The following is a 21,936-nucleotide window of genomic DNA, read 5'->3' as shown; positions in this document are numbered from 1 at the left end:
TAGTAATTGTTCAAGCCTAACTTAATAATAGCTTTACGCCAACGTAAACTTAAAGGCTTATGTTCCATGCAATTGATAAAGTGTAAGCAGTTAATTACAGCAACTAGCTACAGACTTTCCTATACTAGATAGCTATAAAATCATCAGGGTATGGCTAATCATAGAGGAAGTGTCAGCTTAACTTTAGCGACAAGGTATAACCTCAACAAACTTTACGTTAACGTAAACATCATATAAGATAAATCAATAAATAATTTTATTGAGTAAATATTGCATGAGCCAAAAACTGACTTCGATAAAGTATTCAATCAGTGATTTATCGAAAGAGTTTGATATCACCACCCGCAGCATACGTTTTTATGAAGACCAAGGATTACTTTCTCCGGCAAGAAAAGGTCAGACTCGAATTTATAACCAACGAGATAAAGTTCGACTAAAGTTGATTCTCCGTGGTAAACGACTAGGGTTTTCGTTAGCGGAAACCGGTCGTTTGTTTGAGCTTTATGATGCTGATAAAACCAGTGCGATACAGTTAACTAGCATAATGACCTTGATCACTAACAAGAAAGGTGATTTAAAACAACAGCTTAATGATATTAGCGCGGTTTTAATTGAACTTAATGACTTAGAGGATAACTGTAATAGTATCCTCAAAACACTGTAGGAAAATTTATTTAACAGCACAATGAATTATAAAAATATAAATAAAACTAAGCCCATTTAACGTTACCTGCTCGGCACTGTTTTTCATTGTCTGGCTGAGTTCAACAAGAGGAAAAATCATGATTTCACGATACAATTCACTTAACTTTAATTTAGGTGAAACAACCGACATGATTCGCGATCAGGTGAATGCTTTTGCCCGTGATGAAATAGCGCCACGCGCAGCACAAATAGATATTGATAATGAATTTCCAAATGATTTATGGCGTAAGTTTGGTGATATGGGTTTATTAGGCATAACCGTTGCAGAAGAGTTTGGCGGTAGTGGCTTAGGTTATATGGAACATGTGATTGCCCTTGAAGAGATCAGCCGCGCAAGTGCTTCGGTTGGATTAAGTTATGGCGCGCATTCTAACCTTTGTGTTAATCAAATTAACCGTAATGGTACACAAGCACAAAAAGAAAAATATTTACCTAAGTTATGTTCAGGTGAACATATTGGCGCATTAGCAATGAGTGAGCCCAATGCCGGTTCAGATGTAGTAAGCATGAAACTTAGTGCCATTAAAAAAGGTGATAAATACGTCTTAAATGGCACCAAAATGTGGATTACTAATGGTCCTGATGCGCACACTTTTGTTATTTATGCCAAAACAGACATCCATGCCGGTTCAAAAGGTATAACAGCGTTTATTGTCGAACGTGATTACCCCGGTTTTTCTCGCCATCAAAAATTAGACAAACTAGGTATGCGCGGCTCAAACACCTGTGAATTAGTGTTTCAAGACTGTGAAGTACCCGCAGAAAATGTCTTAGGTGAAGTCGGCAGTGGCGTAAAAGTGCTCATGAGCGGTTTAGATTATGAACGTGTAGTACTTTCTGGTGGTCCGCTAGGTATTATGACTGCTTGTATGGACAATGTTGTTCCTTATATTCATGACAGAAAACAATTTGGTCAAGCCATTGGTGAATTTCAATTAATTCAAGGAAAAATTGCCGACATGTATACACAAATGAATGCTGCTCGTTCATATGTTTATAACGTAGCTCAAGCTTGTGACCGTGGTGAAACCACCCGTAAAGATTCTGCTGGGGTTATTTTATATAGCGCAGAATTGGCGACAAAAATGGCATTAGATGCGATTCAAATATTAGGCGGTAATGGCTATATCAATGAGTTCCCGGTTGGGCGTTTATTACGTGATGCTAAATTGTATGAAATAGGCGCTGGTACGTCAGAGATCCGTAGAATGTTAATTGGTCGTGAGTTGTTCAACGAATCTAAGTAGCGCTTTTTTCAGCAATTGCCATTGAAATAAAGGCAATTATGTAGGAGCAGTTTCAACCGCGATTGTTTATAACAGTCGGGAATAAATCCCTCCTACATTAATAAACTAATTAATAAGGCTCTCCCGTGGCAAAAATAGTAAGTAAAATAAACACTCGCAGCCAAGACTTTGTCGATAACGCTGCTCATATGCAAAGTCAAATTGATGATTTGCGTGAAAAACTCAGTGAAGTCAAACTAGGTGGCGGTGAAAGAAGTCGTCAACGACATTTAGACAGAGGTAAGTTGTTGCCGCGTGACCGAGTTAACGCACTACTTGATCCTGGTTCCGCTTTTCTCGAATTATCACAATTAGCCGCTTATAAAGTCTATGACGACTACGTACCCTGTGCCGGCATTATTACCGGTATTGGTCGCGTTTCCGGACAAGAGTGTGTCATTGTTGCTAATGATGCCACCGTTAAAGGCGGTACTTACTACCCGTTAACGGTAAAAAAACATCTTAGAGCACAGGCTATAGCACAAGAAAACAACTTGCCTTGTATCTATCTCGTAGACTCAGGTGGTGCAAATTTACCCAACCAAGATGATGTTTTCCCAGATAAAGAGCACTTTGGTCGAATTTTCTTTAATCAAGCCAATATGTCGGCCAACAATATCCCTCAAATTGCTGTGGTGATGGGCTCCTGTACTGCGGGTGGTGCTTATGTTCCTGCCATGGCTGATGAATCAATCATTGTTAAAGAGCAAGGTACTATTTTTTTAGCTGGTCCGCCATTGGTTAAGGCCGCGACCGGTGAAATAGTTAGCGCAGAAGAATTAGGGGGTGCAGATGTACATTGTCGTACCTCTGGGGTAACCGATCATTACGCCCAAAACGACCATCATGCTCTTAATATTGCCCGCGCTGCGATTAAAAACTTAAATAGAGTAAAACCGATAAATCTTAATATTCAATCGCTTACTAATGTAGTAGAGCCTGCTTACCAAGCCGATGAAATCTACGGCATCATCCCGAAAGATACCCGCCAGCCTTATGATGTACGTGAAGTTATTGCCCGTATAGTTGATGGCAGTAATTTGGATGAGTTTAAAGCACTTTATGGTAGTACCCTGGTATGTGGCTTTGCCAGTATCTTTGGTTACCCGGTGGGAATCGTGGCAAACAATGGCGTGTTATTTGGTGAGTCAGCTGAAAAAGGTGCTCATTTTATTCAACTGTGTGCGCAACGTAAAATACCACTAGTGTTTTTACAAAATATTACCGGTTTTATGGTCGGAAAACAGTATGAAGCAGGTGGTATTGCAAAACACGGGGCAAAAATGGTAACCGCAGTTGCCACCGCGAAAGTCCCCAAATTTACTATTTTAATTGGTGGCAGCTTTGGCGCTGGCAATTACGGCATGTGTGGTCGAGCTTATGATCCACGCTTCTTATTTATGTGGCCAAATGCTCGGATTTCAGTAATGGGCGGCGAACAAGCGGCAGGTGTTATGGCACAAGTTACCCGAGATAAAAAAGCCAAACTAGGTGAAAGCTGGAGTGATGCCGAAGAAGAAGCATACAAACAACCGATTATTGCCGACTATGAACACCAAGGTCACCCTTATTATGCCTCTGCGCGTTTATGGGATGACGGCATTATAGACCCCGCTGATACCCGTCAAGTTTTAGGCTTAGCCATATCAGCGTCACTAAACAAACCCATTGAAGACACTAAATTTGGTATTTTCAGAATGTAACGTGCCCTCACGGGGCAAGATTATAAGCGTAAAGGAAAAAGTATGTCGATTGACACAGCAGACTCAAATAAGTCAAAGAAAGTGCTTTATACAGTAAGCGATAATGGCGTAGCTACCGTTACTTTTAATAACGCTGAAAAGCACAATGCTTTTGATGACATTATCATCAAAACCTTAACCGATATTTTCAATGATATTGCTAAGCGCGACGATATTAAAATCATGGTGCTAGCGGCTAATGGTAAAAGCTTTAGTGCTGGCGCTGATTTAGCGTGGATGAAACGTATGGCCGGTTATTCTTATGAAGATAACCTCAAAGATGCCACTAAATTAGCGCAAATGCTTAAAGCGTTAAATTTTATGCCACAAGCAACCATTGCTAAAATTCAAGGCGCTGCATTTGGCGGTGCTGTTGGCTTAGCCAGTTGTTGTGACATAGTTATCGCCAGCAATAAAGCCAGTTTTTGCTTAAGCGAAGTTAAGTTAGGGCTTATTCCTGCAACCATAAGTCCTTATGTTGTTAATGCCATAGGTTTAAAAGCGTCACGACGATATTTTCAAACTGCTGAGCGATTTTTTGCTGATAAAGCCATGCAACTTGGTTTAGTTGATGAAGTGGTCGAGGCAGAGGAGTTAACGCCCGCGGTAGATAAAATGATAGCCACCTTGCTTAACAATAGCCCAAAAGCGATGAGGCAAGCGAAACAACTCGCTTTTGATGTTGCTTATCAAGATATCAACGAACAGCTACTCAGCGACACCAGTGCACGTATTGCCAGTATTCGAGTTTCAAGTGAAGGACAAGAAGGCCTTAGCGCTTTTTTTGATAAGCGTAGTCCTGCTTGGCAACAAAGTGCCACAACCGGCAGTCACCTCAGTAAAGACAGCGAAGGATAAATAGATGTTTAGTAAAATATTAATTGCTAACCGTGGTGAAATTGCTTGCCGCATCATAAAAACAGCCAAAAGAATGGGTATTTTAACGGTCGCCGTTTATTCTGATGCCGATAAAGATGCCTTACATGTACATATGGCCGACGAAGCCGTTTATCTTGGCGCCTCACCCTCGCGCGAAAGTTACCTAGTGATAGAGAAAGTGATTGCCGCGGCCAAGAAAACTGGCGCGCAAGCTATCCATCCTGGCTATGGCTTTTTATCAGAAAATGCAGATTTTTGTCGTGCTTGTCAGCAAGAGAATATTACTTTTATCGGCCCTCCTGTGGCAGCCATTGAAGCCATGGGTTCAAAGTCTGCTGCCAAAAACATCATGGCAAAAGCTAAAGTACCCTTAGTACCAGGCTATCATGGTGATGATCAAAATGAGCACACCTTAAAACAGGCAGCAGATGCTATGGGTTATCCGGTACTACTTAAAGCCACCGCAGGTGGTGGTGGTAAAGGTATGCGCCAAGTATGGAGTGAAGATGAATTCTCTGCAGGTTTTGCTGCGGCCAAACGTGAGGCAATGTCTTCCTTTGGTGACGATACCATGTTGGTTGAGAAATATTTAACGCAACCTCGTCATGTTGAAATTCAAGTCTTTTGCGACAATCACCAGAATGCGGTGTATTTGTTTGAGCGTGATTGCTCGGTACAGCGCCGTCACCAAAAAGTGATTGAAGAAGCGCCAGCATTTAGCATGAGTGAATTTCTGCGTAGTAAAATGGGTGAAACAGCAATTAAGTCTGCCCAAGCGATTGGTTATCAAGGCGCTGGTACGGTTGAGTTTTTACTTGATGTTGATGGCTCATTTTACTTTATGGAAATGAACACCCGCTTGCAAGTAGAGCACCCGGTAACCGAGATGATTTCGGGACAAGATTTAGTCGAGTGGCAATTACGTGTTGCCGCCGGTGAAAAGTTGCCAAAAACACAACAAGAATTAACCATAACGGGTCATGCCTTTGAAGCAAGAATTTATGCCGAAGACCCGAGTAATGATTTTTTACCTGCTACTGGGCAGTTAAATTTATTAAAAACACCCGTAGAAAGTAAACATGTGCGTATCGATACTGGGGTTCGTCAAGGTGATGAAGTCAGTGTTTTTTATGATCCCATGATTGCAAAATTGATTGTATGGGATGAAAGTAGGGAAAAAGCCTTACAACGTTTAGCCAAAGCCTTACGTGAATATCGCATTGAAGGCGTTACCACCAATATCGAGTTTTTATATAACCTGGTTACCACAGAGGCTTTTAAAAATGCCGACATAGACACAAGTTTTATTGAAAAAAATCACCAAGCTATTTTTCATCAAGCCAATGAAAAGCAAAATGATGAGTTATTAACCAAACAATTACCTACCGCCGCCTTATACCTAATACTCGACCTTGAAAATAAAACCAAAGCGCTAGCAAGACAAAGTAATGATCCCCATTCACCTTGGCATATAACAAACGCTTGGCGTTTAAATGAACCCCATAATCACTCATTAACATTAGCTTACAATGATATTGAATACGCCGTTACCATTGAGCAAAAGCGTCAAGCCAGTGCTAGCTATTATTTGATCACCATTAAGGGTAATGGTGTCACTAGCCACGTTGTTGATTGTCAGGGTGAAATTGAAGGTGAAAAAATCACGGTAACTATCGATGGTCATCGTAGCCAAAGTATTGTTGCAGTTACGCATAACAAAACTGATAACCGCATAAGCCTTTATCAAGAGCACGGCGTTTTTAGCTTTAGCCAAGTATTGCCTGACCATGGACAAAATCAGGATGATGATCACCATGGCGGTTTAACCGCACCTATGAATGGCACTATGATTAGTGTCTTGGTAACCCCTGGTGAGCACGTGACTAAAGATCAACCGCTAATGATCATGGAAGCGATGAAAATGGAACACACCATCAAAGCGCCAAGTGACGGAATAGTCAATGAAGTGTTTTTCAGTGCCGGTGACATGGTGAGTGGTGGCACAGAATTATTAGTATTTTCAAAAGACGCTGAGGATAAATAATGGCTAATCAACAGATGAGCCTAGCTCCGAAATTGCCAACTAAGGTAAAGATTGTTGAAGTAGGGCCAAGAGATGGCTTACAAAATGAAGCTCTCATTAATGGCAAGGCTATCAGTGCTGCCGATAAAGTCGCGCTAATAGAACTTTTAAGTGATGCTGGCGTAAGTTATATCGAAAGTGGCAGTTTTGTTTCCCCCAAATGGGTGCCACAAATGGCAACCTCTGCGGAAGTTTTTGCCACCATAAAGCGTAACAGCAAAGTAGTCTATGCGGCTTTAACACCCAACATGAAAGGCTATGAGGCTGCGATGGCGGTTAATGCCGATGAGATTGCCATTTTTTCTGCTGCCTCAGAAAGCTTTAGTCAAAAAAATATTAATTGTTCTATCGAAGAAAGTATTGCACGTTTTGCACCTATTATAGCGGATGCTAAAAAACGTAATATTAAAGTACGAGGCTATGTTTCTTGTGTAGTCGGTTGTCCCTATGAAGGTGATATTGCCCCAGAGCAAGTTGCCATGGTGGCAGAAAAGTTATATGCCATGGGTTGTTACGAAATATCCCTTGGTGACACTGTAGGGGTTGGTACACCGGCTAGCGTAACAAAGATGTTACAGGCGGTAAGTGCCCGTGTTCCTAGTGCTCAACTAGCGGTTCACTTCCATGATACCTATGGCCAGGCGTTAACTAACATTTACGCCGCTCTACAATTTGGTATTTCAGTAATTGATAGCGCTATTGCGGGCTTAGGCGGTTGTCCTTATGCTAAAGGTGCATCAGGCAACGTTGCCACAGAGGATGTCGTTTACCTGCTTAATGGTTTAGGTATAACAACGAATATAGATTTTGATAAGTTGCTGCAAGCAGGTTGGTTTATCAGTAAAAAATTAGGCAAACCGCCAATTTCTAAAGTATCAACCGCATACCTTGCACAACAGAAAAATTAGCACAACAATAATCGATTCAGAATAAAGTAATAGGAGATAAAGATGGCAGGATTTGACAAAGTAGTAGCAAGCTACGAAGAAGCCTTGGCTGGACTTACCGATAACATGACAGTGATTGCCGGTGGCTTTGGCTTATGCGGTATTCCAGAGAATTTAATTAGCGAAATAAAGCGTAAAGGCACTAAAGGTTTAACCTTAGTGTCAAATAACTGTGGTGTGGATGACTTTGGTTTAGGCATGTTGCTACCAAACCGTCAAATTAAAAAAATCATTGCCTCTTATGTGGGTGAAAATGCTGAATTTGAACGTCAAATGATGGCGGGAGAATTAGAAGTTGAATTAACCCCACAAGGCACACTGGCAGAGAAAATGCGCGCTGGTGGCGCTGGTATACCGGCATTTTTCACCGCCACAGGTGTCGGTACCCCCGTAGCAGAGGGTAAAGAAGTACGCAGTTTTAATGGTAGAGATTATATTCTAGAAGAAGCCATTATTGGTGACTTTGCCATTGTAAAAGCGTGGAAAGCCGATAGATATGGTAATTTAGTGTTTAGAAAAACAGCGCGTAACTTTAACCCTTTGGCGGCGACTGCCGGTAAAATTACCGTCGTTGAAGTAGAGGAAATTGTTGAAGTTGGTAGCTTAGACCCAGATCAAATTCATACCCCAGGTATCTATGTAGACCGCCTTATTCAAGGCAACTTTGAAAAACGCATCGAACAACGTACTACTCGCCCTGCAGACCTGCATGAAGTAAAAGGAACATAACCATGGCTTTATCAAGAGAACAAATCGCCCAGCGTGTTGCCCAAGAGCTAAAAGATGGTTATTACGTTAATCTAGGCATAGGTATTCCGACGCTAGTAGCAAATTATATTCCACAAGATATTGAAGTCATGTTGCAATCAGAAAATGGCTTACTGGGTATGGGACTGTTTCCAACAATAGATGAAATTGATGCCGATCTTATCAATGCCGGCAAACAAACGGTTACTATGGTAAAGGGTGCTTCAATCTTTGACTCAGCGGAATCTTTTGCCATGATACGTGGCGGCCATGTCGATTTAACTGTACTAGGCGCCTTTGAAGTGGATGCTAATGGCAATATCGCTTCATACATGATTCCTGGTAAATTGATCAAAGGCATGGGCGGAGCAATGGACTTAGTTGCTGGGGCAGAAAATATCATTGTTACTATGACCCACGCGTCTAAACATGGGGTATCAAAGTTACTGAAAAACTGCACTCTGCCTTTAACCGGTAGAGCTTGTATTAAAAAAGTATTAACCGATTTAGCCTTTATGGAAATTAAGGACGGGAAGTTTCATTTACTTGAACGCGCCCCTGGTGTTTCCGTTGAAGAAATAATTAAATTAACGGAAGGTGAACTTGTTGTTAGTGGCGATATACCAGAGATGAAACTGTAATTATGTACAAAATTACACAACTTTGTAACTAAATATATACTCTAGATCACAGGTGAAAATAAGTAAGCCCCCCCCCTTGACACTACTAAAAAGTCAATATTAATCAAGATGTTGACTTTTATTGGCCGAGTAAAAATTTATCTCAATAACGCCTAGCTTTTTACTGGCAGTAGCCAACTCCGCCCATTTAACTTGCACTTTGCTAACAATTGCGTGATACTTACTATTGACAAAGAAAAGGCAAAACACGCGAAAACGTGTTACGCAAAACCACCGGTCTAAGGGTTGATTTGCTTTATAGCAAGTTAATCTACGACAGCGGAGTCACCTCGTTAACAGGTACATCCCGTGGTTTTTTCTTTTATTAACTCCATTATTTAAGGTTTTTAAAATGAAAAAATTATTAATAGCTTCAACCATCACTGTTTTAACATTAACGTCTGTTGTAACAACACCAAAGGTACAAGCTGCTGACATTGCGACAAGTTTATGTCAGTACGTGGCATCCGATGACAAGAAACGCATGCGTTCATTTTTAAAAACGAATAAATTAAAAATTCGTCGTATCTTCAACGGTATTCAGTGTAATGGAAAAAACTTATTAGAGTTTGCATCAACTTCAGGCTCAGTAAAAACAGGTTCTTTGATGATTTCAAAATTACCAAAGAAAGTTGTTTCGGCTAACCTAGCATTCCTGCAAACTGGATCGCAACCATTGATAGACGCTGCTAACGCTCGCGTTAGTAGTTAAAATTATTTTAAAGTAGACGTTAATACCTTTTAGCAATAAATACGGATGAGTAAAAGCAATACTATTTAATAATTCTATGTCATTTGAAAAGTCAGCGACTGCTGGCTTTTTTTTGTTTGAAATAAAATCTCTCTCCTATAATAATCTTGCTATTTCCTAGCGAAGTAAATAAAAAGCACTTACACTTAAGTCATTGAAGCCAGTTAAGAAATATATTTGTGCCAGTCATTAAAAATCATAAAAAACGACTTATTATCTATGACACTAAAAAGAAATTACCTTAATAGTAAAAATGCTCTTGTGCTAACGGGTGGTGGTGCCCGGGCAGCTTATCAAGTTGGCGTATTATCCGCGATAGCAAAGTTTATCCCAAGAAACCATGGCATTCCCTTTCCTATTCTTTGTGGTACCTCGGCCGGAGCTATCAATACCACGTCACTTGCCTGTTATGCTTCTTGCTATCATTTGGGAGTAAAAAAACTAGAATGGGCATGGAAAAACTTTAATATATCGAGTATCTACTATAGTGACCCTGTTAGAGTATTTAGTCACATAAGCCAAGGTATGTTAGCGAGCTTTCAAGCTGATTATGCCAATAGATCACCGCGCAGTTTACTAAACAATGCGCCACTAAGAGAGTTACTTGACCAAATACTAGATTTTAACCGTATTGATAAAAATATCGCCCGTGGCTACTTAACCGCCGTATCCATTACCGCATCAAGTTATAGCAATGGTGACTCTATTAGCTTTTATCAATCTGATGGTAGGGCACAACCTTGGTCACGTGTTAAAAGACGCGGGGAATTGTGTCAGCTAAACACCGAGCATTTAATGGCTTCGGCAGCAATCCCCATGGTATTTCCATCGGTAAAAATTAAAAATCAACACTTTGGTGATGGCTCAGTGCATCAGTTATCACCTTTAAGCCCAGCAATACATTTAGGGGCAAAAAAAATATTTGTTATTGGGGTAGATCAACCCAAAGAGCCTTTACATGCCAAAGAAAATAATCCCCACCCACCCAGTTCGGCAACGATTGCCGGTCATTTACTGGACTCTATCTTTGCTGATACTATGCATAGCGATCTCGAACGCATGGCCCGTATTAACTCAACCCTCAAGCTAATATCCGCTAAAAATAGAAAAGATAATGAAGGGTTAAAGCACATAGATAGCTTTGTCATTAACCCGAGCCATGACTTTAATGCTATTGCTAGTCAGTATTACTACGATTTACCCTTATCTATTCGCGTACTTTTACGCGGTGTTGGCATAGGGAATGACTCAGAGTCGAGTATCATCAGTTACTTATTATTTGAGAAAAATTTTTGTGGTGAATTGATCAGGTTAGGCTTCGCCGACGCCATGGAGCAAGAGCAAGCCATTAGAGCCTTTCTAGACATTTAAAATAGACAAGTTTTATGTTGTTGCTTAAAAAGAGACGCCTTGCGAAGCAAGTATTGTCCTCGCTTAATAAGCTCAGGCAGATACTAGCCGCCTTCTTGTAAGTAACGCTCAACTCGTTCCACTCGGCGCGGTTTTCCTCTAACAACTAGGGTATCTTGATCTTGTAAAACAGTCTCTAATGCGGGTGATTCTGTTTCCACATCACCTCGGTGTAAGGCGACAATATGCACGCGGCGCTGATCTAGCGCTAAGGTAGCAAGTGATTTACCACAGGCAAAAGAATTATTATTGATGAGTATTGCATGAGCAAATTCAATTCGGTCAATGCCGTCAGGGCTCATATCGGTTTGCTCGCCCTGAAAAAAACCATGCAGATGGTTATAGTGATTTTTACGCTCTTTTTGCACACGACGCATAATACGAGAAAAAGGTACGCCTGATAATGACAAGACTTGAGACACCAACATTAAACTACCCTCTAAGCTTTCCGGCACAACTTCATTGGCACCAGCCGCTTTAAGCGCAGTAAGTTGGTCATCGTTACGTGTTCTAACTAAAATGGGCACCTTTTCATTCATGCTTCTTACTTTTTGAATCACCTCAAGGGATTGTTTATCATTGCCAAAAGCAATAACCACCAGTTTAGCTTCGGCTAAATTAGCAGCATTTAGTACCTCTGTTTGCCGACAGGAACCAAAGAGTACCTTCTCACCAGCTTCGCGGGCTTTTCGTGTACGCAGTGGATCGACATCGATAGCGATAAAATCAATTTTATCTTGTTTTAGGAAGCGACTTACTGTTTGACCAATACGGCCAAAACCACAAATAATGACGTGATCAGCCAATACATTATTTTCCGGTAATTCTGATAAATCTAAGGTCTCTGCGGTCTTTTCTTGACTTAAAAATAGCGCCCAAGATCTAGCATTGTTAATCATAAAAGGGGTGATCGCCATGCTAAGTACTCCTGCACCGAGTAACATAGAGGCGACATCAAGTGATAAGACCTGACTTTTACTGGCTAAAGCAATTAACACAAAACCAAACTCCCCCATTTGCGCCAGCATTAACCCAGATGCCCAAGCATCTTTACCTGACTCTCCCGCTCTAATTGCCAGCGTTTTAATGACTATAACTTTGACCAACATAAAACAGAGCATCAAACTTAATAAACTAAAAGGTGAGGATAATATTAAGCCGACATCTAGCTTCATGCCAACGGTAATAAAAAACAAGCCTAATAAGATATCACGGTAGGGTCTGATATCCGCTTCAAGTTGATGTTTATATTCACTTTCACTTAGCATCATACCAGCAAGAAATGCGCCTAAGGCCATTGATAAACCAAACCACTGGGTGAAAGCAGAAGCTAAAAGGGTAACTAACAAGGTAGTTAAAACAAAAAGCTCATCGGTGCGAACTTGCGCAATAATATTAAAAACTTTTGGCAGTAACCATTTACCGACAAATAACAATAATGCGACTACCACTACCCCTTTAACCATAGCAAGCATTAATGCCCAAACCATGGAACTCTGGCTATCAAGTGCCAACATAGGAATAACAATTAATAAGGGTACTACCGCAACATCTTGGAAAAGTAAAATAGCAACAGACAGTTGCCCCGACTTGCGCTTCATGGCGCCACTTTCACTGAGTTGCCTAATAACAATCGCGGTTGAGGAGAGGGCTAATATACTACCAACGACAAAAGCTGCCGATAAACTTAAGCCAAAAGCCAATCCCGCGACCATAAAGATAAGTAAAGAAATAGCCACTTGTAAGCTGCCGACCGAGACCACTAGATGGCGCATGGCCATTAGTCTAGGTAATGAGAATTCCAGCCCTAAGGTAAAGAGTAAAAAAACAATGCCTAGCTCGGCAAAGTGATCATAATCGGCTTGCTCATTAGCGATATTTAAGCCATGTTGACCCACGATCATACCCGCAACTAAATACGCTAAGATAGCTGGTAATTTCAACCGACGAAATAGCCATACGACAAATACAGCACAGGTTAATATGGCAAGAATTTCAAAATAACCGCTCACACAACTTCCTTTATTTTGTTATGTTCATTTCTAAGTACAAGTAATAGCTAAAAACTTGACGTTATTTGCCAAGCGGCAATACTTTGCCGTCTAAGCTATGACTCAAGGCAAGAGCTAGTTGCAATAATTATAGTTTACCCAGCATTAAAGTATTTTAACAACAAAAAAAACTACATTTCAATTAGTTAAAGTACTAGATTGCACAAATAGTCTCTCTTTGACCTAAAAAACGATACATCCCAACAAAATGGTACATTTTTTGCTTTTAAATAAGTAGTGAAAAATAACGTCAAAATATGCTCTTTTAGCAGTAACTTTTGAATAATTGGCGTTAAAAGATATAGTTAATGAGGTTGTCGTATGCAAACACTAAACGTACTTGATAATAGATTCTCACCATTCAATACCTATAGTTCATTGGGTACTGATGCGCTTGTTGCAGAAAATCTTACTGAAACTGTTTATGATAAACGTCAAGTATTAGACTTTATGACGCAATTACAAACCACACTGGACATAGATACATTATTAAATATTTTTGCCGTAGAAGCAGCACGCTACGTTGATTTTTCTGGGCTTTATTTTAAAAGTCAAAGCTTCAATAAGGCATTACGTGGTAGCAGGAAAGCTAAAAAAGAGCGCCGATTTGATTTGAAAATTGCCGATGATTTTATCGGTACCCTCAGCTATGGCATTAATAGTCCGATCAGTTTAACTAATTATAAAGTTTTACAGCAACTGCACCTATGTTTATTGCACCCACTTAAAAATGCGATTGCCTATCATGCTGCGATGCAACTGGCCATGCAAGATGCGTTAACAGGGCTAGGAAATCGGCGATATTTTGATGAGCAATTAAAACGCGCCATGCATAATGCTAACCGCCATCATAGTTTGGTTGGTTTGGTCTTAAGTGACTTAAATAAGTTTAAAGCGATTAATGATTGTTATGGCCACGCAACCGGCGATTTAGCCTTACGAGAATTTGCCAATGTATTACGTCAGTGTATTCGTGACTCGGACAGCTTATTTAGATTTGGCGGCGATGAGTTTGCCATTATCGTCGAAAATGCTAACGATAGCGCCTTAGCCATTATTGAAAATAGAATAAACCTGGCATTAGCTAACAATGTATTGTTAAGTAAATATCAATTAAGTTGCAGTTTAGGTTCAACTTTTATGAATAGGGCTGATAATGAAATGAGTTTCTTTGAGCGTGCAGATAAAGTTTTATACCAAAGTAAAATGAAAGCGACTGCACATTTAAGTGTGGTCTAAAGAAAGCTGATCTGGTTATCTCTATTTACCATTAGCCTATGTTATTAATTAGCGCCTTAAAGGCCACTTTACGTTCATTCGCGGTGGCATTCACTAATAGTCGACAAAAACGCACGGCTTGGGCAAATGATTTTTCATCAATATCACCATGACTCATGTATTGTAAAACAGCCATAACATACGGCTCATCTAATAAAAACACCTTGGCATAGTGATTAATCGCCTCAGCTAATGAGGGATACAAGACACCATCAAAGCTAAAGGTATCAGCTGCAACTAACTCATCCTCATTGAGTTCAATACCATGAACCACTAATGGCCAGCCTAAATAGTTAACTCTCTCCTTGGCCACTTCATACATAAACCAAGCGCTTCGGGCAAAACCGGCAAAGTTTCCTTGCTCAAATTCACTACTCGCTAATTCTTGCTCAGACCACTGAATACCGATAGCAAGGTCTTTTGCATAGCGCTTTAACAATTGGCGTTTTACCAAGTGTTTAACGGCCCAAATATTGTCTTCATGATTTTTTTTAGCCAGTTGTTGACACTCACAGCAAGTTGGCACAGATATCACGGGATGAGAGCATGAGCGTAACAAGTATTGCTTAGTCTCATTAGCAGAAGTCGCACTGATGGCTGGAAAAATAAAACTTACTTGGCTAGGCTCACCACAAAACCAGCAACAATGCCTTTTACTAAAAGGTGTTTCAATTATTGCTACTGGTGCTATTGGGGTATCCATGTTGGTATGGCAATTTGACAATGAGTAACGTGCTCAGCTAAAAGCTAGCGCTTCCTTTTAATTTTACTATTGTATTTACTGTTAGTTCGTGCCATTTTATTTTTCTGCTGTGCTTTACTTTTAACGTCTTTTTTAGCTACGTTTTGATTTTTTTCTTGGGTAGCACGATATCTATTTTTACTCTCACGCTTAATGTTTTCTTCTTGATAAGCCTCGGCTTCTTGGCGATTAAACTCGTAACCTGGTACGACAATACGTTCAAATTTCCGCCCAATAAGCTCTTCAATATTGCCTAAGAAACGTTCATCTTTGGGGCTTACTAAAGAAATAGCCGTTCCTGATTTTCCCGCCCGGCCCGTACGGCCAACACGATGGACATAATCTTCAGGTAAAAAGGGTAAATGAAAGTTAACTACATAGGGAAGATCTTCAATATCTAAGCCTCGAGCAGCAACATCGGTTGCCACTAATACGCGCACTTTACCTTCTTTAAATTGCTCTAAGGCCTTATTTCTTGCACCTTGGGTTTTATCGCCATGGCATAATGCCGTTTTAATACCGTCAAGTTTTAGCTCTTTTGCTAAGAGGTTAGCACTTTCTTTGGTGCCAGCAAAAACAAGTACTTGCTGCCAGTTATTCACCCCGATCAACTCAGAAAGTAATTCACGTTTTCGCGCTTCACTTACCCAGTAAACTGATTGCTTTATTTTACCTGATGTGGTGTTTTCTCTAGAAACGCTAATGGTCTTTGGCGTCTTTAACAATTGATTGGCTAATGATTTGACCCGTTCTGAAAAAGTGGCGGAAAACATTAACGTTTGATGGTTATGTTTAATCGCTAACATCAACTTTTCAATATCGGTTAAAAAACCCATATCCAGCATGCGATCGGCTTCATCTAAAACAAGGAATTTCACTTGTGATAAATCTACATTATGCAAGGCTAAGTGCTCTAACAGACGACCAGGTGTGGCAACTAAAACGTCAAGTCCTTGCTTTAGCATCTTAGTTTGTGAGGCCATTTTACCGCCACCATAAATAGCGGCAGTTTTTATCGGCATGAATTGACTAAATTGTTTGATGTTATCAGCAACTTGTTTGGCCAGCTCACGGGTTGGCGTTAATATTAACGCGCGAAGTGCTTGACCTGAGGCGCTTTTTTCATTGCCCGAAGTATTAGCACTGTGAGCTGCATGGTTGGCTTTAGCAATGGCATCTAAAATGGGTAAGCTAAAAGCTGCTGTTTTTCCGGTACCTGTTTGTGCGCTCGCTAAAAGGTCTGTGCCTTGGCGAATAACAGGAATAGCTTCTTGTTGAATGGGGGTTAAATTCTTATAACCACAGGCCTTAACCGCTTTTAATAAATCCGCTGATAAGCCAATTGCATCAACACTCATATGTCACCTAAACCCTAAATAAACGCGTAAAAAACTGAAATAGCATAATGGGGCGGGATTATAATACATATTTTTGTTAAAAACAGAACTAGTCTTGATTAATTAGCATGCCCGTTAATTTAGAGATTAAACTGTTGTTGGCTAGGCGGGCACGCTAGCTCAGCAGTTCCTCCGCTAAGGTTGTGAATGAGAGGGTTTATCCTTGATAGTAAACCACAGCTAATACGCTATAAAATATTAGTTATAATGAGTAATCGGCGCGGCAACACCCGCAGCAACATAAGGAATAACACGCTCGATAACTCCAGCAATATCTAACTGATTGTTAAAGTCATTTTGGGCAATATCAATCAAGGCTTCACTTGATGACATAGTAAAAACAATAGTGCCCATGGTGAAATGTAAACGCCAAAACATTTCTTCAGTGCTCAACTCTGGGTAAGCTTTTTTTACTGCTTTAGTAAAGTTGGTGAACACATCCGGGTACTGGGTTGTGAGGAACCAACGTAAAAACCCTTGGCTGTCGGTATAGCCTCGTCCTAATAACTGCAAAAAGGTGCTGGTACCGTTTTCTTTAAACTCATTAAGCTTGAGTAACGGCTCGATAAACGCATAAAAAACCTCTTGTAAACTCGGTTTACGTTCGGCTTGGCATATTAATGCCAGTGCAGACTCTAATTGCGGTGATAATTCATCCATATAACGAGACATCACGGCTTTGATCAACTCTTTTTTAGAGCCAAAATGATAATTTACGGCCGCTAAATTAACATTAGCTTGGCTGGTGATTTCTCTTAAAGATGTACCATTAAAACCTTTATCGGCAAAAAGTACATCGGCGGCATCTAATATTTTATTTTTGGTACTCATACTTCAACTTCTAAATGTTTGCTGTTTAGCCGATTTAATAGCAATCGCACTAAATATAAACAGCCAGTTTAAACACCCGTTTAAAATAGCGTGTTTTTTGTAAAAAGGTCAAGCTTTTAAAAATTTAGATATTAAAATCATTAAAAAATAGCAAACCATAACACTCTATACAAAATGTTACTCTATCTATACAGTAAAACACAACCCGAGCATTTATAATTAACTCAGTTTCAAGCACACAGTGAGTAAAATACCCCCTGTCGAGCTTAACTCCCTTTTATACCATTGTTTTTTGTTTATTTTTGTTTTTGTTTTTATATTTCAACCCTGTTTCATGTTGTAGTTTGCTCATTCCTTTGAATGAGCTTTTTTTTGCCCGAAATTTTACCTTAGCCGTGCTAAGTTCTCCCGTAACAAGGTTAAATTACAGCGAACAACAGCATGCTATTACAAAATGTTACCCTATCTATACAGTAAAATACAGCTAGAGCATTTATAATTAACTCAGTTTCAAGCAAGCAGTGAATTAATCCTTTCCTGTCGAGCTGACTCCCTTTTATATCATTGTTTTTGTTTGTTTATTTTTACATTTTAACCCTGTTTCATGTTGTAGTTTGCTCATTCCTTTGAATGAGCTTTTTTTGCCCTAAATTTGACCTTAGCCGTGCTAAGTTATCGCGTAACAAGGTTAAATTACAGCGAACAACAGCATGCTGTTACAAAACGTTACCCTATCTATACAGTAAAACACAGCTATAACATTTATAATTAACCCAGTTTCAAGCAAGCAGTGAGTTAAACCCTGCCTGCCGAGCTTGGCTTCCTTTTATCTAAATGTTTTTGTTAGTTATTATTTTTATATTTGAACCTTGTTTCATGTTGTAGTTTGCTCATTCCTTTGAATGAGCTTTTTTTTACCCGCAATTTGACCTTGCCAGTGCGAAGTAACTATTTTCCCTATAAACTGTGTATCAAGCATACATTTTTATATACTAGCGCCACCTAACAACTGATCTAATAATGATTATAAAAATGAAACAGATTAAAAAAACATTTAAATTTACCGGTCTTGCTTTAATTATTGCCGCTTCTTTAACCGCGTGTGATCAAGGTTCAAGTCAACAAACCTCAGTAGAAAAAGTGCCCTCTGTCAGTGCACAAGTAACATTAACCTCGGCAGATGCGCAAAAATTCTTAGATGGTGTAGCCAAAGAAATGGTAACACTGAACCTAGAAGGTTCACGTGCCGCGTGGATATATGCCAATTTTATCACCGAAGACACAGCGGCCTTAGCCGCTGATGCCGATCAAAAGTCTACCGATGCTGGTGTGAGATACGCCATGAAAGCCGCTACTTTTGATCAGGTAGACGTTAATGCCACACAACGCCGTCAATTAAATTTTTTAAAACAACGCTTAGTTATGCCCGCACCACAAGACCCAAGTAAATCAGCTGAGCTTGCCACCATAGGCGCTAAGCTTGGCAGCATTTATAGTAAAGGTAGCTATACCACTAAGGCGGGTGAAAAACTTAGCTTAGGCGATATGACCGCTATAATGGCCAATTCTCGCGATTACGATGAACTACTTGAGATGTGGTCAGGCTGGCGTGAAATTAGCCCAGAAATGAAACCCCTTTATATCCGCCAAGCAGAGCTTGCTAATGAAGGCGCTAAAGGTCTTGGTTACCCAGATTTAGGTGCTATGTGGCGTTCAAATTATGATATGCCTGCTGATGATTTTGCTAAAGAGTTAGACCGACTTTGGGGTCAAGTTAAACCTCTATATGATGACTTACATTGTTATGTGAGAACTGAGTTAGGCGAAACTTACGGTACCGATAAAGTCCCACAAGACCAACCTATTCCGGCTCATTTATTAGGTAATATGTGGGCGCAATCTTGGGGGAATATTTACGACTTAGTCGCTCCTGAAGATGCCGATCCTGGTTATGATATTACTAAACAATTAGCCCTTCATAATTATGATGAAATAGACATGGTTCGTGGTGCGGAAAACTTCTTTACCTCCCTTGGTTTTGACGCCTTACCAGAAACTTTTTATAGCCGCTCATTATTTACTAAACCTGCCGACAGGGATGTCACTTGTCATGCCAGTGCTTGGGATCTAGATGCTAAAGATGATATTCGCATCAAGATGTGTATCCAAAAAACTGGTGAGGAATTTAACGTTATCCATCATGAGTTAGGTCATAACTTCTACCAACGTGCTTATAAAGACCAACCAGTATTTTTCCAAAACAGTGCCAATGACGGTTTCCATGAAGCTATTGGCGATACCATTGCCTTATCAGTTACCCCTAAATACTTAAAGGAAATCGGCTTAATTGATACCATTCCTGATGAATCAAAAGACATTGGTTTATTAATGAAGCAAGCCCTGAATAAAATTGCCTTTATTCCCTTTGGTTTAATGGTTGATCAATGGCGTTGGAAAGTTTACTCCGGTGAAATCACCCCTGAAAACTACAACAGCTCATGGTGGGAATTACGTGAGAAGTACCAAGGTGTAGCAGCCCCTATCGAGCGCGATGTCAATGCATTCGATCCAGGTGCTAAATACCACGTACCCGGTGGTGTGCCTTATAGCCGCTATTTCTTAGCACACATTCAACAATTTGAATTCCATCGTGCTTTATGTGAAATTTCAGGTAATACTGACCCGATTCACCGCTGTTCAATTTACAACTCTAAAGAAGCGGGTGCGGCACTTAATACCATGCTAGAAATGGGCTCAAGCCAACCGTGGCAGCAAGCTTACAAAGTTATTACTGGTAGTGAACAAATGGATGCTAGTGCGATTTTAGATTACTTCGCACCATTACATCTTTGGTTGAAAAACAAAAACCAAGGTAAACAGTGTGGTTTTTAAGGCTTAAGCACTCGTTAAACTGATTAACCTTGTTCAACTGAGCAAGGTTAATCTAATACCAATTCCAATAAGTTTCTTCCCACTCAGCGAGAACTCACTTAATGGACTTGCTATAAAGCAAATTAGTCTAAACATGAACTATTAAAAAAGCCCCGTTATCTTTAGGTATTAACCAATGATAACGGGGCTTTTTTATGAGCTTAATATAGCTTTTATAGAGTAAATAGCGCTTTAGCAGTTAGCTCATATGTACTAACATATGACTTGGTTTCTCTAGGTATGATTTCCATAGATTACAAAAACGAGCAATCGTGCCGCCATCAATCACTCTATGATCACCAGACCAACTCACTTGCATAATACTGCGGGCTACTACTTCACCTTGCTCATTAAAGCGCGGTAATTTTTGTAATTTACCCAAGGCGACAATAGCCACTTCCGGCTTATTAATAATAGGAGTCGCTACTGTACCACCTATTGCACCAATGTTAGAGATGGTAATAGTGCCACCTTTCAAATCTTCACTCGCAACACGGCCACTACGAGCATCACTTGTTAAGCGCATAATATCGTTCGCTAACTCTAATATTGACTTAGTTTGCACCTGCTTAATATTAGGAACAAGTAGGCCAACTTTAGAATCTACCGCCATACCAATATTGTGATCATCAAAGTAAGTAAGCTCTGTACAGTCTTCATTCACTTTTGAGTTAACCAAGGGATATTCTTTAATCGCTAATGACATTGCCTTCATAAAGAAGGGCATCATGGTTAATTTAATATCTTGCTTGGCGTAAATTTCTTTTAACTCGCCACGTAAAGCGATGAGTTCCGTTAAATCAATCTCTTCACAATAGGTAAAGTGTGGAATAGTACTGACACTATTTTGCATCGCTGTTGCCATCACTTTCTTAATACCGCGAATAGGCTCTACTCGAGTACCTCCGGCAACAACCTTTGGAACAAGACCTTGACCACTTTGACTATGAGCTACGACGTCATCTTTATAAACTCGACCTTTTTTGCCACTGCCGGTAACTTGGTGGATGTTAATATCAAGTTCACGAGCAACACGTCTAACGGCTGGACTTGCAAGAGCTTTACCCTTGGCTGGATTGGTGTTATTACCACTAAGCTCGCAGGATACTGATGTCGTAGGGCTTGGTGTTTCAGCTAAAGCAGTTGCCTTTGCCTCAGCTACTTTGACTTCTGGCTCAGCGGTAACTGCCTCTGCCTCATTACTGCTACTTTCACCTTCAACAATCATAGAAAAAAGTGGCGAGTGCACTTTAGCAATCTCACCTTGTTTATAATACAGTTTTTCCACAACACCTGAATACATGGCAGGAATCTGGACTAAGGCTTTATCCGTCATTACATCAGCGATAGGCTGATCTTCAACAATAGTTTCACCTTCTTTTACTAACCACTCGACAAGTTCACACTCAACGATACCTTCGCCAATATCAGGTAATATAAAATCAATACTCATGTGCTGTTTCCTGTTAATAGGGA

17 protein-coding genes, 1 pseudogene and 1 riboswitch are annotated in these 21,936 nt (G+C 40.1%); of the genes and pseudogenes, 12 read left to right on the top strand and 6 right to left on the bottom strand.

Annotated features, from left to right (window positions below):
* Positions 1-274 precede the first annotated feature (274 nt).
* The 10 genes from ASU03_RS06175 (at position 275) to ASU03_RS06130 (ending at position 11,191) form a co-directional block, all read left to right on the top strand.
* Positions 275-664, top strand: coding sequence for a MerR family transcriptional regulator (locus tag ASU03_RS06175; protein WP_057830957.1), 390 nt, complete (start codon positions 275-277; stop codon positions 662-664).
* A 118-nt stretch (positions 665-782) separates the two neighbouring features.
* Positions 783-1,952 carry an isovaleryl-CoA dehydrogenase gene (locus ASU03_RS06170; protein WP_057180416.1) on the top strand — a complete coding sequence of 390 codons (1,170 nt, stop codon included), beginning with the start codon at positions 783-785 and terminating at the stop codon, positions 1,950-1,952.
* A 125-nt stretch (positions 1,953-2,077) separates the two neighbouring features.
* Positions 2,078-3,694: a carboxyl transferase domain-containing protein gene (locus ASU03_RS06165; protein WP_057830956.1), complete on the top strand. Its 1,617-nt coding sequence runs from the start codon at positions 2,078-2,080 to the stop codon at positions 3,692-3,694.
* Between the two features lie 42 nt (positions 3,695-3,736).
* Positions 3,737-4,591, top strand: a complete 855-nt coding sequence (locus ASU03_RS06160) for an enoyl-CoA hydratase/isomerase family protein (RefSeq protein ID WP_057830955.1) — start codon at positions 3,737-3,739, stop codon at positions 4,589-4,591.
* A 4-nt stretch (positions 4,592-4,595) separates the two neighbouring features.
* On the top strand, positions 4,596-6,656 hold the full coding sequence (locus ASU03_RS06155; RefSeq protein WP_057830954.1) for an acetyl/propionyl/methylcrotonyl-CoA carboxylase subunit alpha: 2,061 nt from the start codon (positions 4,596-4,598) through the stop codon (positions 6,654-6,656).
* Complete coding sequence (locus ASU03_RS06150; protein WP_057830953.1) at positions 6,656-7,603, top strand: hydroxymethylglutaryl-CoA lyase; 948 nt, start codon at positions 6,656-6,658, stop codon at positions 7,601-7,603. The genes ASU03_RS06155 and ASU03_RS06150 overlap by 1 nt, the downstream gene beginning before the upstream one ends.
* Before the next feature lie 42 nt (positions 7,604-7,645).
* Positions 7,646-8,371 carry a CoA transferase subunit A gene (locus ASU03_RS06145; RefSeq protein ID WP_057830952.1) on the top strand — a complete coding sequence of 242 codons (726 nt, stop codon included), beginning with the start codon at positions 7,646-7,648 and terminating at the stop codon, positions 8,369-8,371.
* Positions 8,372-8,373: 2 nt separating this feature from the next.
* Positions 8,374-9,030 carry a 3-oxoacid CoA-transferase subunit B gene (locus tag ASU03_RS06140; RefSeq protein ID WP_057830951.1) on the top strand — a complete coding sequence of 219 codons (657 nt, stop codon included), beginning with the start codon at positions 8,374-8,376 and terminating at the stop codon, positions 9,028-9,030.
* A 229-nt stretch (positions 9,031-9,259) separates the two neighbouring features.
* Positions 9,260-9,362: riboswitch (cyclic di-GMP riboswitch) on the top strand.
* 59 nt (positions 9,363-9,421) lie between these two features.
* A complete protein-coding gene (locus tag ASU03_RS06135) occupies positions 9,422-9,781 on the top strand; it encodes a DUF3718 domain-containing protein (RefSeq protein ID WP_231731496.1) in 360 nt (119 codons plus the stop codon).
* Between the two features lie 258 nt (positions 9,782-10,039).
* Positions 10,040-11,191, top strand: coding sequence for a patatin-like phospholipase family protein (locus tag ASU03_RS06130; RefSeq protein ID WP_057831027.1), 1,152 nt, complete (start codon positions 10,040-10,042; stop codon positions 11,189-11,191).
* An 83-nt stretch (positions 11,192-11,274) separates the two neighbouring features.
* Here the strand turns inward: ASU03_RS06130 and ASU03_RS06125 are convergent, their stop codons facing one another.
* On the bottom strand, positions 11,275-13,242 hold the full coding sequence (locus tag ASU03_RS06125) for a monovalent cation:proton antiporter family protein (protein WP_057830950.1): 1,968 nt from the start codon (positions 13,240-13,242) through the stop codon (positions 11,275-11,277).
* Positions 13,243-13,602: 360 nt separating this feature from the next.
* Here ASU03_RS06125 and ASU03_RS06120 point away from each other — a divergent pair, with 360 nt between their 5' ends.
* Complete coding sequence (locus ASU03_RS06120) at positions 13,603-14,520, top strand: GGDEF domain-containing protein (protein ID WP_057830949.1); 918 nt, start codon at positions 13,603-13,605, stop codon at positions 14,518-14,520.
* Between the two features lie 31 nt (positions 14,521-14,551).
* On the opposite strand, the gene ASU03_RS06115 is transcribed toward ASU03_RS06120, so the two are convergent.
* The 3 genes from ASU03_RS06115 to ASU03_RS06105 all read right to left on the bottom strand — a co-directional run bounded on the left by ASU03_RS06115 (position 14,552) and on the right by ASU03_RS06105 (position 17,529).
* Positions 14,552-15,262, bottom strand: coding sequence for a hypothetical protein (locus tag ASU03_RS06115; protein ID WP_057830948.1), 711 nt, complete (start codon positions 15,260-15,262; stop codon positions 14,552-14,554).
* 44 nt (positions 15,263-15,306) lie between these two features.
* Positions 15,307-16,659, bottom strand: a complete 1,353-nt coding sequence (locus ASU03_RS06110) for a DEAD/DEAH box helicase (protein ID WP_057830947.1) — start codon at positions 16,657-16,659, stop codon at positions 15,307-15,309.
* Positions 16,660-16,896: 237 nt separating this feature from the next.
* Positions 16,897-17,529 carry a TetR/AcrR family transcriptional regulator gene (locus ASU03_RS06105; RefSeq protein WP_057830946.1) on the bottom strand — a complete coding sequence of 211 codons (633 nt, stop codon included), beginning with the start codon at positions 17,527-17,529 and terminating at the stop codon, positions 16,897-16,899.
* Positions 17,530-18,561: 1,032 nt separating this feature from the next.
* Between ASU03_RS06105 and ASU03_RS06100 the strand changes: the two genes are divergently transcribed.
* Positions 18,562-20,421, top strand: a complete 1,860-nt coding sequence (locus tag ASU03_RS06100) for a M2 family metallopeptidase (RefSeq protein ID WP_197411202.1) — start codon at positions 18,562-18,564, stop codon at positions 20,419-20,421.
* On the opposite strand, the pseudogene ASU03_RS22065 reads toward ASU03_RS06100, so the two are convergent.
* Positions 20,408-20,458: pseudogene (locus ASU03_RS22065) on the bottom strand (hypothetical protein); the annotation flags it as partial. The gene ASU03_RS06100 and the pseudogene ASU03_RS22065 sit on opposite strands and share 14 nt — an antisense overlap.
* A 201-nt stretch (positions 20,459-20,659) precedes the next feature.
* On the bottom strand, positions 20,660-21,913 hold the full coding sequence (locus tag ASU03_RS06095) for a dihydrolipoyllysine-residue acetyltransferase (protein ID WP_057830945.1): 1,254 nt from the start codon (positions 21,911-21,913) through the stop codon (positions 20,660-20,662).
* Positions 21,914-21,936 lie beyond the last annotated feature (23 nt).

This window comes from Colwellia sp. TT2012 (assembly GCF_001440345.1).
In the GTDB taxonomy this organism is placed as follows: domain Bacteria; phylum Pseudomonadota; class Gammaproteobacteria; order Enterobacterales; family Alteromonadaceae; genus Colwellia.
The sequence above is the reverse complement of the archived record's forward strand: the minus strand, read 5'-3'. Positions and strand labels throughout refer to the sequence as shown.